Below are 15,135 nucleotides of genomic sequence, written 5' to 3'. Positions count from 1 at the left end.
CCGGGCAACGCCAGCGCCAGCACAGGTACCAGCACCCCGAAGGGCAAGGCCATGTTTCTTCTCGCTCAACAGACCCACCGGATGCTCGTCTCGTATCACCCTCGGATCGGCCACCTGTACGTCCCCAACCAGAAGGCGCGCATCCCGCATGAACGCGGCGGCTATCTGGTCCGCACCAACGCGCAGGGCTTCCGCTCCGATGTCGACTACGCGCCGCAGCGGCAGGGCAAGCCGCGGATACTCGTGTTCGGGGACTCGATGACCGCCGGCGACGGCTGCGAAAACCACGAGCGGTACACCGAGCACCTCGGCCGCCTCCTCTCCGCGGAGGTCTACAACTACGGGCTCTCCGGGTCGGGCACGGACCAACAGACCCTCATCCTCGAGGAGCTCGCCGCCGGGGTCGAGGCCGACCTGATCGTCCTCGCCGTGTACATCGACAACGTCGAGCGCGTGCTCTCGACGCACCGCGTTTCGGTCGACAGCGCCACCGGACGCAAGCTCCTGGTGCCAAAGCCCTATTTCGAGCTCGTCGATGGCGAGCTCGCGGTTCGCCATCAGCCGGTGCCGCGAGACAGGCCGGACGCGGGGCTGGCGTGGGAGCACCACTTCCCCAGCATGCCCGGGCTGGCCATGCTGTACAGCCAGCTGCGCGGCGCCCCCGTCGAGCCGGCGAACATGACCCCCATCACGCGGGCGGCCTCGGACGTGATGGAGCGGCTGCAGGGGCAGCCCCTGTTCGATCAGCTCGTTCGATTCGCCGCGCCGCGGTCGTGGGACGACATCAGGCCATTCCGGCCGTGGATACAGCGGATGCTCGGCTTTCGCCCCTGCTCGGCGCACTACGATCAGCCGACGTCGGACGGGTCCAGGCTCCTGCGAGCCATCATCGCCAGGTTCGTCGAGGCCGCGCGGCCTCGTCCGGTCCTCCTGATGCCGATCCCGGTCCGCTACTATTGCCAGATCCCGAGCGCGGCGAGCTATCAGGCCTTCTTCGCCGACGCGGCGCGCGATCTCGGCTGCGAGCACCTCGACCTGCTCGGGGAGCTGGCGCGGCTCCCGTTCGACGAGCGCAAGCGCATCTCGTTCCCCATCGACCCGCACTTCAGCCCGGAAGGTCACGAGCAGGTCGCGAGGGTCCTCGCGCGGCACATCCAGGATCGTGGCCTGCTCCCGGCGCGGAGCGCGCCAGCCCCGGCGCGGAGCGCGCCGGCGGCCGGAGGCGCCGTCGCGCAGCCGCGGCACGCCCGCCCGCGCGAGAAGTACATCCTCGGCATCTCCTGCTTCTACCATGATTCCGCGGCGTGCATCGTGCGCGACGGCGAGGTGGTGGCGGCCGCCGAGGAAGAGCGGTTTTCACGGGTCAAGAACGACCGAGGCTTCCCGCGCCAGGCCATCAACTTCTGTCTGGAGGAGGCGAGCGTCGACCTCACGGATCTGGCCGCGATCGCCTACTACGATGACAGCGCGCTCGCCTTCGAGCGCGTCCTCTCGAGCGCCGCGGCGGCCGGCCGATCCGCGCGGGACCCGTGGGCGGCCATGCTCCCGTCATGGCTGTCGACCAAGCTCCGGATCGCCGAGGTGCTGGAGCACGAGCTCGCCTACAGAGGCCTCGTGCTGGAGAACCTGCACCACCGCTCGCACGCCGCGAGCGCGTTCTTCCCGTCCCCGTTCGAGGAGGCGGCGATCCTGACCATCGACGGGGTCGGCGAGTGGAGCACCGCGAGCATCGGCCTCGGCAGAGGCTCCGAGCTGCGCCTCCTTCAGGAGATGCGGTTCCCCCACTCGCTCGGGCTGCTCTACTCCGCCTTCACGCAGTTCACCGGCTTCAAGGTGAACAGCGGCGAATACAAGATGATGGGCCTGGCCCCCTACGGCGAGCCGCGCTACGTCGACAGGATCCTTCAAAATCTGGTCGAGATCCGTGACGACGGCTCGATGCGCCTGAACCTTCAGTACTTCACCTTCTTCGGGGAGGACACCATCACGAACGCGAGGTTCGCGGCGCTCTTCGACGGGCCGGCGAGGGACCCCGCCGCGCGCATCACGCGCCGAGAGATGGATCTGGCTCGCTCCGTGCAGGTCGTGATCGAGGAGGCGGTCCTCAAGATGGCGGCGCACGCGCATCGTCTGACCTCGGCCTCCAAGCTGTGCATGGCCGGCGGGGTGGCGCTCAACTGCGTGGCCAACGGGCGCATCTTGCGGGAAGGGCCGTTCGACGAGATCTGGATCCAGCCCGCCGCCGGGGACGCGGGGGGCGCGCTCGGGGCGGCGCTCGACGCGTACCACAGCTACTTCGGACAGCCTCGGCGCCCCGCGAGCTCGCCCGGCTCCGCGCAGCGCGGCTCCTATCTCGGGCCGGCGTTCTCGCCCAGCGAGGTCGAGGCCTTCGCGCAGACCCACGGCCTCCCGTGCGAGCGCCTCGAGCCGTCCAGCCGGGCTGCCCGCGTCGCCGAGCTCCTGGCCTCGGGTCGGGTCGTCGGGCATTTCAGCGGGCGCGCAGAGTTCGGCCCGCGCGCGCTCGGCGCGCGCTCGATCCTGGGCGACGCGCGCAGCAGCGAGATGCAGGTCACGCTCAACCGGAAGATCAAGTACCGCGAGTCGTTTCGACCGTTCGCGCCGTCGGTTCTGGCCGAGCGAGCCAGCGAGTACTTCGACTGCGCGGGCGAGAGCCCGTTCATGTTGCTCGTCGCGCCGCTCGTGGAGGACAAGCGCAAGCCGTTCTCCCGCGGCAGCTCCGAGGATCTGCTCGAGGTCGTCCGGGCGCCCCGCAGCGATGTGCCGGCGGTGACCCACGTCGACTATTCCGCCAGGGTGCAGACCGTGACCCGCGAGGCGCACCCCACCTACCGCGCCGTGATCGACGCGTTCGCCGACAAGACGGGTTGCCCGGTGATCGTCAACACGTCGTTCAACGTGCGCGGCGAGCCGATCGTCAATACGCCCTACGACGCCTACCGCTGCTTCATGCGGACCGACATGGACGCCCTCTTCATCGAGGATCATCTGTTCCTCAAGGAGCAGCAGCCGCCGTGGCCGGAGGAGGGCGGCGCGTACGACGAGTGGGCGTCCGTCGGGGCTCCGGCGCCCGAGCAGCTGACACGGCCGCTCGAGCGCCTCTTCGACCGCGACTTCCTGCCTGCGCTCGTGGACATCACGGGAGGGCTCGCCGAGGCAGGGGCGGCCACGCTCTCTCCGACGGATGGCCGGTGGGAGCGGATCGACCCCGCGACCACCTATCCGCGCGTCCTGGAGAGGCGCCCGGCGCAGCCGGACGCCTTCGGGCGCGCGATCACGAGCGGCTGGAGCTCACCCGAGCTCGCGCGCGCCCTGGCCCCCGTCATCGCAAAGGGCGTTCGCATCGTCGGCCGCGTGCCTCACCGCGCGCAGCGGGAGGTCGTGTCCGACACCATGTACGTGATGTTCTGAGCGCGCGGGCGTCGAACCGGCCTCGCTCGGCCAGGCGCCCGGTCGGCGGGCGGCGCGTCAGGCGCGCTGTTTCGCGGCGCCCTCGGTCGCGTCCGGGCCGTCCGGAGGCGGCAGCGCGACCGTCAGCGCCTCGATCCGGGGGAGCTCGCGCCGCAGGCGAGCCCGCTGGAAGTCGGGGTCGAACGGGCCATTGAACCACAGCACCAGCACGTAGATGCCTCCGAACGACTCCGCCATGTACGAATCGTCAGGAGACCCAGCGGGATGAGCGACGCGGAGCCGCCCGCCTCGGCGGAGGGGTGGCCCCGGACGTCCGGCGAGCTCCCGCTCGGCGAAGCGCGCGGCGAGCGGAGGGACCGTCGACGCGACCGGCCAGGCACACCAGATGTTGTTCGATTCGTCGATCACGGCCGCCGCGGCGGCCCCAGCGCGGGCGACCAGATCGCGCAGGGTGTCTCGCAGCGCCTTCCACTCGGGGACGTCGTCGCTGAGGGGCATGCCTTCAGCATAGTGCATCAAGGCACCGGACGCCGCCGGAGAAGCGGTCCGCGCGCGGGCCGCGGGGCTCACTGGATGACCGAGTCCGTCACCGCGATCGGCGTGTCGTCGTGGTTCGAGATCTGCGGGTAGGTCGGGTACCACGATCCGCCGATGTTCTCGGTGATCACCGATCGATCGATGACGATGTTCCCCGTGTGGTCGTTGCTCACGAAGAAGATCGCGCTCCCGTGGGCGTTCACCTCGTTCCGCTCGATCCGGGTCCCGCAGAGCGTGAGCGTCATCGTGTCGCCGTCGTTGTAGATGGCCCCGCCGCTGCCGCCGCCCGGCGTCCCCGCCATGGCGGGGTTGCCGCCGTTCCCGATCGCGCGGTTGTGGGAGAACAGGCTGTTCACGACCGTCCACGAGACGCCGATGCTGCTGATGCCGCCGCCGTTCGCGCACGCGTTGCCGTAGCCCTCGGCGCCGCCGAAGGTGCTGTTCACCACGTAGACCGGCAGACCGTTGTATTGCATGAAGGCGCGGATCCCGGCGCCGCCGACGTCGGGGCCGGTGGCGTCGCACGCGTTGTTGAAGAAGCGCGCGTTGACGACCTTCAGGCGCCCGCCCTGCGCGAAGATGGCGCCGCCGCCCTCGTCGTCATCGTCGGTCGAGTCGCCCTCGATGAAGGTGAGGTTCTGGACGGTCAGCCGCGGGTGATCCTGGTTGTCGCAGCTCGGCGTCGTCCACACCTGCGCCTCGTCGCAGGTGTTCATGTAGAGGATGCGCCGCTTTCCGCCGCCGCTCAGCGTCACGAGCCCCCCGCCGTCGATCACGATCTCGGGGCCGGTGTCGTTGAAGATCTTCGCGGTCTCCTCGAGCGTGATGGTGATCGGGTCGGGGCCGCAGTCGAAGGTGATGATGCCGCCGGCCGCGACGCCGCTGACGACGGCCTCCGAGGTGCAGCTCTCCGGCGTGCCGTCGCCGATCACCGTGGTCGGGGACGAGGTGTCGGCGGCCCGCGCCTCGGCCGGCACGGCGCAGCTCCCGTCGGGGTTGCCCGCCGCCGGGCCGCCGCCCTCGTGCGCGGGCGATCCCGCGCCGGCGCCGCCCGCGCCGCTGCCCGACGCGCTCGCCGCTCCGGCGCCTCCCGTGCCGGTCGTCCCCTCCCCTCCGCTCGAGTCGTCCGCGCAGGCCTCGAGCGCGGTCACCATCGACAGGCACAACATCAGCTCCAGCGATCGTCGCATCTGGTCCTCCTCACCCCGAGAGAGCATGCTGGCAGCGGCGTGGACCGCTCTCGGACCGCTCTCGCCGCACCACGGCGCCGGGCATGGTACCCCACCTCCGCGGCGCTGCCCCCTGAGCCGATGGCGCGCCGGGCGCGTCCACCGGCGCTGCGCCGCGACGGCGCAGCGCGGCCGCGCTGGTGATCCCGCCGACTCGAGCGCGGCGCTGGAACGCGCAGGAGGACCCGCGGCCGGGAGCCGCGCGCGCGCCGCCCCATTGACGCACCGCCGGGGCCGCCGTGTGCTGTGCGCCGAGGAGAACATCGCGATGGCACAAGGTCGATTCATCATGCTTTGTCTTGCCGCGCTCTGCGCGGGAGGCTGCGGTTCGAGCGACGAGCCGGGGGACGCCACCACGACGGCCACGTCGTCCCAGGCCTCGAGCGGCACCAGCGGGGCCACGAGCGGCTCCGGCTCCGGCGGCGGCGGGTCAGGGGGAACGGGGACGGGGACCGGCGGCGGGCCCACGTCGACGACCGTCGTGGTGAACGAGATCTCGGCCAAGGGCGGCGACTGGATCGAGCTCGGCAACCCGGGCCCGGGGTCGGCCGATCTCAGCGGGCTCGGCCTCTGCGACTCCGACGACAGCGGGGCGTGCAACACGGCCGACGCGCTCAGGTTCCCCGAGGGCACGCAGCTCGCCCCGGGGGCATACCTGCTCGTCCTCGGCGATCAGGCCGCCGAGGCCGGCCCCGGGCCCCACACCACGTGTCTGCCGGACGGCGGCCCGAGCAGCTGCTTCTATGCGACCTGGAAGGTCAGCGCCTCCAGGGGCGAGACCGTCCACCTCATCTCGGCGAACGACCAGGTGCTCGCCCAGCTCGAGTATCCGATCGAGGCGGCGGCGGACGGCGAGACGTGGGGCAGGCTGCCCGATCTGACCGGCGAGGGCGCCGTCACCGCGCCGACCCCGGGGGAGGCGAACGCGGCGCCCTAGCGCCGCCCGCCGGAGGGCCGGCCAGCGATGGCCGGACCTCTGCGCCGCTCCTCGGCGGCCTCGCGCGGGCGGACCTCCGCGTCCGGTCCGCGGCCAGCGATGCTCGGCGGCTCATCCGCCGTTGGCGCGCCTGCGTCGCCGCATCGGGCTACCAGACCTGCCGCAGGAGGGAGCGGCGAGAGCGGCGTCAGCTGCGGCGGATCCGCCGCAGCCCGAGGGCCGCGGCGGCCGCGAGCGCGAGCCAGAGGGCCTGGGGCGGGGCGCTGGACGGGGACGCCACGAGGCGGCAGCCGCAGCCGCTCGAGCCATCACCGTCCGGCGGCGTGCGCGGAACCCCGCCGAGGAAGCCTTCCGGTATGACGCGACCGAACCTGTTGTTGCTCTCGTCCGGGTCCTTTGCGTCGCTGGTGACGGTCGCCCACGTCTCGACCCGCTGCCCTCGATAATCGAGCTTGCCACGCACGGTGATGGACCAGCCATTGAACTTCGGCATCTCCGCGACCTCGCAAGACAGCTTGCCCGCTTGCACGGCGCAGTCCACCCCCTCGTCCGACGTCCAGGTGACACCGACCATGCCCTCGGGCAGATCCTGCTCCAGGCGCACGCGGGTCGCCGTCGAGGGACCGTCGTTCCTCACGTGCTCGATGAGCATGATGTCCGAGTCCTCGATCACGATGCTCACGTCGCCGTGCAGGTCGGCGCGCACCTCGTTGTCGATGGGGATCCGCAGCGTCGCGCCGTTGTTGCTCGCGTCGGCGTCGACCAGACGGCTGCACACCGAGACGCTCAGGTCCACGTGCTCGCCCTCCCCCACGTTGAGGGTCGCCACGAATTGCCTGCTCTCCCCGGCGCCGAGCCCGGGTACGGAACATTCGCCAGGGACGCCGCAGCTCAGCTTGACCTGGCCGCTCTCTCCACCGTCTGCGGAGAGGGTCATGCCCTGCGACGGTGTTGAGCTCCGGTTCGTCACCGACAGCATCAGCCGGGGGTCGTCGCCTGACCTGACGAGCGCGGGCGCGTCCACGATCTCGATCGCGAGATCGGTCCGCACGCCGGGGGCCACGGAGGGTTCGTAATAGGTGGAGTTGACGAGATCGAGCAACCCGTCGCCCGTCAGGTCGAGCAGCGCTTCCGGCGCGTACTCCGACCGATTGCGCTCGGTGAACGTCCATTGCCGCTCGACGAGCTGCCCGATGAACGAGCCGACGACCAGCTCGTCTGCGCCGTCCCCCGAGAGATCGGCCGTGAGCATCCGGCCGCTGCCGCGAGCCCTCTCCTCGGGCTCCAGCGGGGTGAAGGTCCCCGCGGGCGCCTGGAGCCATGTATGGAGCAGCATTTTGTAGTCCGCCGGTGCAACCTCCTCCCTCGCGATCACGGCCACATCCTGGAGACCGTTGCCGTCGAAGTCGCCGAACGCCCCGAGCTGGTAGCCTCCGTCCATCGCCAGCCGATGTACGGGCTGGAAGCTCCCCGAGGCGGTCCGCTGGGCGATGGCGACGCCGCCCGCGGCCGGATACAGCAAGTCCTGTAGACCATCGTCATCGACGTCCCGCGCGACCATCTCGGTCGTGCGCGTGACGAACTCATCGAGCGCGGCGACGTCGGTCAGCGTGTGGATTGCGCGGAACACTCCCTCCGACGCGTGGAACAGCTGCATCTCGCCCGGGGCCGTCTCGACGACGATGTCCGCTTGGCTCGGGCTAAGGAAATTCCCGGCGGCGAGCAGCAGCTGCGATGCGGGATCGCTCGGCGTGATATCGAGGTATCCGAGGTGCGTCAGGTTGCCCGACGTCTGCTGGAGGACGAACACGCGCTGGGTGTCCCTGACAACGACATCGAGCTGGCCATCGCCGGTGACATCGGCGACCGCGAACTGCCGCATGGACCGCTCGCGGTCCACGTCGTGCGTGTACGTCGTGCTGGTGAGCAGCGAGCCGTCGCGGTTGCGAAGCTGGAGCGTGAGCTCGAAGGGACGGCTCACGAGCCAGTCGTAGGCGCCGTTCCCGTCCATGTCCGCAAAGAGCACCCTCTCCCCCCCGGGAGGAAGGTCGAGCTCGGTGGCGCTCGACGCGAAGAAGACCGAGTCGCACGCGGCGGCAAACGACACGCTCGGCAAGCTCAGGGGGAGCAAGCCGGCGATGATGAAAGCAATCCATCTCATGAAAGCCAGCCTACCATGGGGACCTCGGGCCTTGCGGGACGCAGGGCTGACGAGCTCGTGCTCCCCGCCGGGTTCGTGCTGTGCGCTGCCTCGTGACGTCGGCTCGCGCGGGCGCGGGCCGACCGCCTCGCCCCCGGCGGCTCCTCCCGGTCAGGCGTCGATTGCGCCGCGTCGCGCGGCAGCGAAGTATGCGAGAATATCACCCCACAGGGAACCTCATGTCATCGATGCCCGCGACCGACATCCTCCGCGCCCCGTTGCTGCCGCCGCGCCCGCTCCGGGCGCCCCGCCCGCGCGGCGGCCCTGCAAGAGGGGCGCTGGCGCGGCGCGCGGCGGCGCCAGCGCTCGCGCTCTCGCTGCTCCTTTCGGGCTGCGGAGCCTCGGATCCGCCGCCTCCGGAGGTGCGGGTCACGGGCTGCCCTCGTTGCGCCGGGGTGGCGCGGGTCGGCGCGCTCCCGGAGGGCGACATCGACGAGTGCTCCGGCGTGGTCGCCAGCGCGCTGCACCCGGACGCGCTCTACGTGCACAACGACCACGGCGACGACCCCCGGTTCTTCGCGATCGGGCTCGGCGGCGCGCTGCGGGCCCAGGTGGACGTGGCCGGCGCGGCCGCGATCGACTGGGAGGACATCGCGCGCGGCCCCTGCCGCACGGGCGGGGGCAGCTGCCTGTTCCTCGCGGACATCGGCGACAACGACAGCGAGCGCGACAGCTACGCGGTCTACAGCGTGCAAGAGCCGGACGCGCTCGGAGGCGCGCCGCGCGCCTCGACCGCCGAGGTGTTCGTGATCTCGTACCCCGACGGCAGCCACGACGCGGAGACGTTGCTCGTTCACCCCACCACCGGGGCGCTCACCGTGGTGACGAAGGTCAACAAGGGCATCTCGGAGATCTACGAGCTGCCGGCGCTCCCCGCCGCTGGCGCGCCGGCGACGCTCGTCCACGCGGGCTCGATCCAGCCGCCCGCCGGGAGCGCGCGCTTCACGGGCGGCGACGTGCACCCGGACGGCGCGGGGGTGCTGCTGCGGACCTCCTCGCACGTGCTCTACTACCCGATGACGCCGGATCAGACGGTGGCGCAGGCGCTGGCCGGCTCGCCCTGCATGCTGCCGTCGGCCGACGAGGAGCAGGCCGAGGCGATCGCGTGGATGCCCGGCGGCTGGGACTACGTGATGATCGGCGAGGGGAAAAAGGAGCCGATCCACCGCGTGTCCTGCCAGGCGCCCTGAGCGGCGCCCGAGGCCCCGGCGCCCGCCGTAGGTAGGCCGCCGGCCCAGCGCCCTCCGCGTTCACGCCGTCCCGGTGGCCTCGATTCGCCTGGAGGCCTCGAAGACATCGCGGCCGACGGCGCGCGCGGCGGCCAGATGAGCGGCCGGATCCCGCGTCTCCGCGTCGAACAGGAGCTCGGAGGTCGCGACGCGCGCGCCGCAGTAATCGAAGATCCCGTGATCGATCTGCGTCTTCATGGCGCCGAGATAGCCGTGCCGCGCGTAGAGCCGCGCGTCGCTGCCGGCCATGGCGACGAGGTGCACCCGGAGGCGGCCGAGCTTCTTCACCAGCCCGGTGTCCAGGCCGAAGTCGAAGGCCCAGCCGTTGGAGAACACGCGATCGATCCACCCCTTGAGGAGCCCCGGCATCGACCACCAGTAGACGGGATAGACCAGCACGAGGGCGTCCGCGCGGTCGATCCGCGCCTGCTCGGCGGCGACATCGGCCGTCACCTCTTTCGATACGCGCCGGGCGTCATCCCCGTACGGCGCTTGAACGCCGTCGTGAGGTGCCCCTGGTTGGAGAAGCCGCAAGCCAGGGCGATCTCGGCGATGGACAGCCGCTCGTCCCGGAGCATGGTCATCGCCCGCTCGACGCGGCGCGAGAGCACGTACTGATAGGGAGTCTGGCGAAAGGCGTGCTTGAACAGGCGCGAGAAATGGTCGGGCGAGTAGCCCGCCATCCCCGCCAGGTCGACAAGCCCGAAGTTCGAGGAGAGCTCGCTGTCCACGAACTTCTCGATCTTGGTGCGCTGGCTGATCGAGAGGCTCGTGCTGCGCAGCGAGCTCTCCGCCTTCGCCCCCGCGCCGTACCGCGCCGAGAGATAGGAGGCCAGCGCCAGGGAGAGCGACTGGACGTACACGGCCCCAAGGTACTCCTGCCCCTCGGCCTGCGCCTGGAGCCGGAGGACCAGGTCGACCACGTGGGCGTCGACCAGGCCGAACTGCGGGCCCCGCTCCGGAACCAGGCCGGGGGACGGAGACGAGCAGAGGGCCAACATCGATGCTTCGGGGAAGTTCACGGCCGTGCACACGGACGGCCGCCCCCGCCACTCGACGCTGTGGAGCCTGGTCCTCCGCGGCAAGAGGTCCATCATGCCCGAGAGCCGCTCGAAGGAGTGCTCCCGGACCTCTCCCGAGATCGGGTCCGCGAAGCAAATGTGCACCTGCGAGGGGCCTCCCGTCCAGACCAGGACCGCATCCGATTCGTTGGAGAGCGCCTCGAACCGGCCGCTTTCGGGCACGTGCCCGATCCGCAGAGGCAGCCCCACCCAGTCCGATCCGGTGAGCGCCACTCCGTACTTTGCTGGAAGCGTCGCGGTCATGCTCGGGGTCGCCCGGAGCATCGTCGGCATCGAGGAACACAGCGGTCAAGCCCTTCGTGCGCGGGCCGCGTCGCCAGCGCGCAGCTCTGCTCGCTTGCGCCGAGCGGATCGGACCCAGCACGTCGAGATCCTGAAAACCTTCGCCGGGAATTTGAACGACATCGCTGCGAGCGCCTCGTACCCTTCCGCCACTTCTCGCAGAGGCTGCGCGGGCGGTGCGGCAATGCGCCGAGCCCGCCGAATATAGGCCATAAACATAATTTTCCACCACTTGGTCGCCTACGACCGGGAGCGCTGCTCACATGTCGCCTTCGACGTCTCCGCTTCTCGTCCGCCGTGGTGCATTCGGCGCCCTCGCCCGCGCGATTCCCCTCGCGGGCCTCCTCTTCGTCGGCTCACTGGCCTGCTCCAGCGATTCTGACGGGTCGTCCGCGGGCTCGGGCGGGTCTGGAACGGCCACTTCCGGCGGCGCTCCGGCGAGCGGAAGCGGCGCGTCGACCACGAGCGGGGCGGGCAGCGCGACCGGGACCGGTGGATCCGGCGGGGGGGCGACCACGGGGAGCGGCGCGACGACCAGCGCCGGCGAGGGCGGCGCGAGCTCTTCCACGAGCGCGACCTCCGGCGGCTCGGGCGGCGGCGGGGGCGCTCCCGATCCGGGGTTCCAGCCTTGCCCCGCGACGGGCCCCTGCAAGGTCCTGCCCCTCGGGGACTCGATCACCTTCGGTCTCGGCTTCGACGGCGGATACCGGGTCGAGCTCTTCCGCCTGGCCTTGCAGGACGACCACGAGATCACCTTCACCGGCACGCAGCAGAAGAACGGCCCCGCGATGGTCGACGGCGTGACGTTCCCGCGCAACCACGAGGGGATCAGCGGGCAAACCATCGAGCAGATCGCCGGTCGCGTGCCGAGCCCGGCGCTCAACGAGATGCCGCACATCGTGCTGCTCCACGCGGGCACGAATGACATGGTGCGAGGCGCGAACGGCGCCGACACCCGCCTTGCCGCTCTCCTGGACGAGCTCATCGCCGAGGCGCCCGACGCGCTGATCGTCGTGAGCAACATCATCCCTCTGCCGGCCGGCGCGAACGCGGTCAATACGTTCAACGCCACCATCCCCCCGATGGTCGAGGAGCGGGCCGCCGCGGGCGCGCACATCGTCTTCGCCGATCAGTTCACGGGTTTCCCCACGTCCGAGCTCGGCGACACCGTCCACCCCAATCAGGCGGGTTACGCCCGGATGGCGCGCGTCTGGTACGAGGCGATCGAAGGCTACCTGAGGTGAGCCGGCCTGGGGTCGAGGGGTGGGCGGCGCGCTCCCACGGTCGAGGGGCGCGGTCGATCAACCGGCCTCGGCGGGGCGCAGCGGCGCGCCGATGCGCGTGAGGTAGTCGCGCACGCGCGCAAAGCCCTGGAGCAGGTGCTCGTGCACCTGCTCCTCGGTGTTGGCCGAGGTGATGGTGATCCGCAGCTCCTCCTTGCCCCTCGGGATCATCGGGTAGGGCCCGAGGGTCAGGAGCACGCCGGCGTCGAACAGGATGCGCGACGCCTCGATCAGCCGCTCGTTGTCCCCGCACCACACGCTCACGATGGGGAAGTAATTGTCGTTGTCGACGTGGAACCCGAGCGCGCGCAGCCCGTCGACCGCGAGCCTGGTCAGCCGGTAGAGGCGGCGTCGGAGCTCGTCGCCGCGCGCCGCGTTCACGTGGATCGCGGCGAGCAGGGTGGCGAGCGACGCGGTCGGGCACGGCCCGGAGAGGTCGTACGGCGTGGCGTACGCCTTGAGGAAGGCCTTGGTCGTCCTGCTGCACGCGACGCCGGCGGCCAACGACGAGAACGCCTTCGAGAAGCCGCCGACGTACATGATGCCGTCCGACTCGTAGCCGAGGCCGTGGTGCCGGACGACGCCGTTGCCGCGGAATCCATACGGCATCTCCGCGGTGGGCCGCTCGCCGACCACCCCGAAGCCGTGCGCGTCGTCGACGTAGACCGCCGCGCCGTGCTCCCTGGCGAGCGCCGCGAGCCGGGGCAGGTCGACGTATTTGCCCGTCATGCTGTACACCCCGTCGACCAGGATGAGCTTCTTGGTGGCGGCGCGGTGCGCGCGCAGGTGCTCCTCGAGCCTGCCGAAATCGTCCTGCGGGAAGCTCAAGAGCTTGCAGCCGCTGTCGCGGGCCATCTTGGCGGCCTGGTACATCGTCATGTGCGCGAACTTGTCCAGGAACATGACCCCGTCCTTGCCCATGAGCGCCGGGATCACGCCCACGTGGACCAGCGTCACGGTGGGCAGGATCAAGAAGTCCTCGGCGCCGACGAGGCGCGCGAGCTCCTCCTCGCAGCGGGCGTAGAGGTGCGGGCTGGCCACCAGGCGGCACCAGCTCGGGTGCACGCCCCACTCCCGGAGCGCGGGCTCGACCGAAGCGATGATGTCCTCGTCCAGGTCGAAGCCGAGGTAATTGCACGACGCGAAGTCCGCGATCCAGCGCTCGCCGACGCGGATCATGCGGCCCTCGATCTGCGCGGCGTCGGCGTCGAACATCCGGCTCCGCTGCATCACCTCCTGGATGCTCGCGCGCTGGCTCTGGAGGTTCTCGCGGATGATCGCGTCAAATACGTTGTTCATCGCTGGCGCTCCGTGTGCGGATGAGGAGCTGACGGTCGACCTTGCCGGTGGACGTATAAGGGAATTCGCTCACCACGATGATCTCCCACGGAAGCATGTAATGCGGCAGCCGCCCCTCCAGGAAGCGCATCACGTCCTCGGGTCGCACCTGGGTCGCGCCCTCGCGCGCGAGCACGAAGGCGTGCAGCGTGCTGCCGTAGCGCGGGTGCGGGATGGGCACGACGACGGCCTGCGCCAGCTCGGCGTGCTCGGACAGCGCGGTCTCCACGTCGCCGAGCTCGACCCGGTGGCCGCGCGTCTTCACCATGTTGTCCAGGCGCCCATGGTAGATCAGCGTGCCGTCGGGCAGCCGGCGCCCGTAATCCCCGGTGCGCCAGAAATGGGCCGGGTACGGGTGAAAGGGGCTCTCGACCCGCCGCTCCCGGGTCAGCTCGTCCTTGCCGAAATACCCGACGCAGACCGTGCCGCCGCGCACCCACAGCTCGCCGGGCTCGCCCGGCGCGCAGCGCCGGCCGCCCTCGCCGACCACCTCGATCTCCGTGTCGTCGACCTCGCGCCCGATGGGGATCGGGGCGTCGCCCTGGGGCGGCTCGCGGACCCAGTGACACGTCACGATGTTGGTCTCGGTCGGACCGTAGATGTTGGCCACCCGCGTGCGCGGCAGCGCGGCCATCAGCTTGCGCAGGAGCGCCGGCGGAAAGGGCTCGCCCGCGTACATGATCACCCGCAGCGGCACCGCGGCGTCGAGCCCGCCCTTCTCGAGCAGGGTCACGAACGTCGACGGCGTCGTGTAAAGCACCGTCGCGCGCTCGTCCCGCAGCATGGCGACGTACTCGCGGTGGCGCTGCGTCGAGCTCTTGCCCGCCTCGCGGGCCTTGCGCCGGTCCTTGATCAGGAGCGTCGCGCCGGCCGCGAGCGTGTTGAACACGTCGAACACCGAGAGGTCGAAGTTCAAGGGCGCGCGCGAGGCGACGCGATCGTCGCGGTCGATCTCGAACTCCGCGGCCATCCAGTCGACGAACGTCCGCGCGTTGCGGTGCGTGAGCATCACGCCTTTGGGCACGCCGGTCGAGCCCGAGGTGTAGAGGATGTAGGCGAGGTCGTCCGACAGGATCGGCCGCCGCGGCGGCGCCGCGGGCGGGAGCGCGAGGACCTCGGACCAGGCGACGAGCCGCGCGGCCGCCGGGGCGGCGGCGGACGCCGGCGGCTCCGCGCCGAGGAGCACCAGCGCCTCGACGCCCTCGCAGCGGGCGAGCTGCGCCCAGTCGGGATAGGCGACCGGATCGACGAGCAGCACGCGCAGCCGCGCGTCGGCGATGATCTCCGCGAGCCGCGCGGGCGGGGACTGCACGTCGAGCGGCACGTAGGCGCGGCCGGCCGAGAGGATCCCGATCGCCGCCGCGACCGAGTCGCGGGTGACGGCGGCCGAGAGCCCCACGAGGCGCTCGTCGTCCCGGCACAGCCCGGCGCCGCCGTTGGCGCCGGCGGAGAGCAGCCGCGCCACCTTGGCGGCGAGCGCCTCGAGCGCGCCATACGTCACGTCGGCGCCCTCCTCGCGGATCGCCGTGCGCGTCGCGTGGTCCCGGAAGGCGCCGGCGAGCGCCTCGTGCAGCAGGTAGGTCATCGTT

Annotated in this window: 10 protein-coding genes and 1 pseudogene; 4 read left to right on the top strand and 7 right to left on the bottom strand. The window is 71.1% G+C overall.

The window, feature by feature from the left end:
- Positions 1-51 precede the first annotated feature (51 nt).
- Positions 52-3,429, top strand: a complete 3,378-nt coding sequence (locus WMF26_RS01015; protein ID WP_437998773.1) for a carbamoyltransferase N-terminal domain-containing protein — start codon at positions 52-54, stop codon at positions 3,427-3,429.
- A 57-nt stretch (positions 3,430-3,486) separates the two neighbouring features.
- Here WMF26_RS01015 and WMF26_RS01010 read toward each other — a convergent pair whose 3' ends face one another.
- Positions 3,487-3,927 (bottom strand): hypothetical protein, encoded by a 441-nt coding sequence (locus WMF26_RS01010; protein WP_437998772.1) that lies wholly within the window; start codon positions 3,925-3,927, stop codon positions 3,487-3,489.
- Positions 3,928-3,995: 68 nt separating this feature from the next.
- Positions 3,996-5,156 carry a hypothetical protein gene (locus tag WMF26_RS01005; protein ID WP_437998771.1) on the bottom strand — a complete coding sequence of 387 codons (1,161 nt, stop codon included), beginning with the start codon at positions 5,154-5,156 and terminating at the stop codon, positions 3,996-3,998.
- 328 nt (positions 5,157-5,484) lie between these two features.
- Between WMF26_RS01005 and WMF26_RS01000 the strand changes: the two genes are divergently transcribed.
- Entirely contained in the window at positions 5,485-6,132 is a 648-nt protein-coding gene (locus WMF26_RS01000; RefSeq protein ID WP_437998770.1) for a lamin tail domain-containing protein, read from the top strand.
- A 187-nt stretch (positions 6,133-6,319) separates the two neighbouring features.
- Here the strand turns inward: WMF26_RS01000 and WMF26_RS00995 are convergent, their stop codons facing one another.
- Complete coding sequence (locus WMF26_RS00995; RefSeq protein ID WP_437998769.1) at positions 6,320-8,293, bottom strand: FG-GAP-like repeat-containing protein; 1,974 nt, start codon at positions 8,291-8,293, stop codon at positions 6,320-6,322.
- A gap of 218 nt (positions 8,294-8,511) precedes the next feature.
- Between WMF26_RS00995 and WMF26_RS00990 the strand changes: the two genes are divergently transcribed.
- Entirely contained in the window at positions 8,512-9,522 is a 1,011-nt protein-coding gene (locus WMF26_RS00990) for a hypothetical protein (RefSeq protein ID WP_437998768.1), read from the top strand.
- A gap of 60 nt (positions 9,523-9,582) precedes the next feature.
- Here the strand turns inward: WMF26_RS00990 and WMF26_RS00985 are convergent.
- Together WMF26_RS00985 and WMF26_RS00980 are read right to left on the bottom strand one after the other, a co-directional pair.
- Positions 9,583-10,008, bottom strand: a pseudogene (locus tag WMF26_RS00985) (NAD(P)H-dependent oxidoreductase); the annotation flags it as partial.
- A gap of 2 nt (positions 10,009-10,010) precedes the next feature.
- On the bottom strand, positions 10,011-10,805 hold the full coding sequence (locus WMF26_RS00980; RefSeq protein ID WP_437998767.1) for a helix-turn-helix domain-containing protein: 795 nt from the start codon (positions 10,803-10,805) through the stop codon (positions 10,011-10,013).
- Positions 10,806-11,188: 383 nt separating this feature from the next.
- On the opposite strand from WMF26_RS00980, the gene WMF26_RS00975 reads away from it, so the two are divergent.
- Entirely contained in the window at positions 11,189-12,169 is a 981-nt protein-coding gene (locus tag WMF26_RS00975) for an SGNH/GDSL hydrolase family protein (RefSeq protein ID WP_437998766.1), read from the top strand.
- A gap of 57 nt (positions 12,170-12,226) precedes the next feature.
- On the opposite strand, the gene WMF26_RS00970 is transcribed toward WMF26_RS00975, so the two are convergent.
- Together WMF26_RS00970 and WMF26_RS00965 are read right to left on the bottom strand one after the other, a co-directional pair.
- Positions 12,227-13,507 carry an aminotransferase class I/II-fold pyridoxal phosphate-dependent enzyme gene (locus WMF26_RS00970; RefSeq protein WP_437998765.1) on the bottom strand — a complete coding sequence of 427 codons (1,281 nt, stop codon included), beginning with the start codon at positions 13,505-13,507 and terminating at the stop codon, positions 12,227-12,229.
- The gene (locus WMF26_RS00965; RefSeq protein ID WP_437998764.1) at positions 13,491-15,131 is read right to left on the bottom strand and encodes an amino acid adenylation domain-containing protein; all 1,641 of its coding nucleotides are present in this window, start codon (positions 15,129-15,131) and stop codon (positions 13,491-13,493) included. The genes WMF26_RS00970 and WMF26_RS00965 overlap by 17 nt, the downstream gene beginning before the upstream one ends.
- Between the last annotated feature and the right edge of the window lie 4 nt (positions 15,132-15,135).

Origin of the sequence: Sorangium sp. So ce185, assembly GCF_051526825.1 — a bacterium.
GTDB lineage: Bacteria > Myxococcota_A > Polyangia > Polyangiales > Polyangiaceae > Sorangium > Sorangium cellulosum_D.
The sequence above is the reverse complement of the archived record's forward strand: the minus strand, read 5'-3'. Positions and strand labels throughout refer to the sequence as shown.

Excerpts from the sequence above, each read along its gene's own strand:
- WMF26_RS01005 (WP_437998771.1), bottom strand. The coding sequence starts at position 5,156 with ATGCGACGATCGCTGGAGCTGATGTTGTGCCTGTCGATGGTGACCGCG.
- WMF26_RS00975 (WP_437998766.1), top strand. The coding sequence starts at position 11,189 with ATGTCGCCTTCGACGTCTCCGCTTCTCGTCCGCCGTGGTGCATTCGGC.
- WMF26_RS00965 (WP_437998764.1), bottom strand. The coding sequence starts at position 15,131 with ATGACCTACCTGCTGCACGAGGCGCTCGCCGGCGCCTTCCGGGACCAC.
- WMF26_RS00990 (WP_437998768.1), top strand. The coding sequence starts at position 8,512 with ATGTCATCGATGCCCGCGACCGACATCCTCCGCGCCCCGTTGCTGCCG.
- WMF26_RS00995 (WP_437998769.1), bottom strand. The coding sequence starts at position 8,293 with ATGAGATGGATTGCTTTCATCATCGCCGGCTTGCTCCCCCTGAGCTTG.
- WMF26_RS01015 (WP_437998773.1), top strand. The coding sequence starts at position 52 with ATGTTTCTTCTCGCTCAACAGACCCACCGGATGCTCGTCTCGTATCAC.
- WMF26_RS01010 (WP_437998772.1), bottom strand. The coding sequence starts at position 3,927 with ATGCCCCTCAGCGACGACGTCCCCGAGTGGAAGGCGCTGCGAGACACC.
- WMF26_RS00970 (WP_437998765.1), bottom strand. The coding sequence starts at position 13,507 with ATGAACAACGTATTTGACGCGATCATCCGCGAGAACCTCCAGAGCCAG.
- WMF26_RS01000 (WP_437998770.1), top strand. The coding sequence starts at position 5,485 with ATGCTTTGTCTTGCCGCGCTCTGCGCGGGAGGCTGCGGTTCGAGCGAC.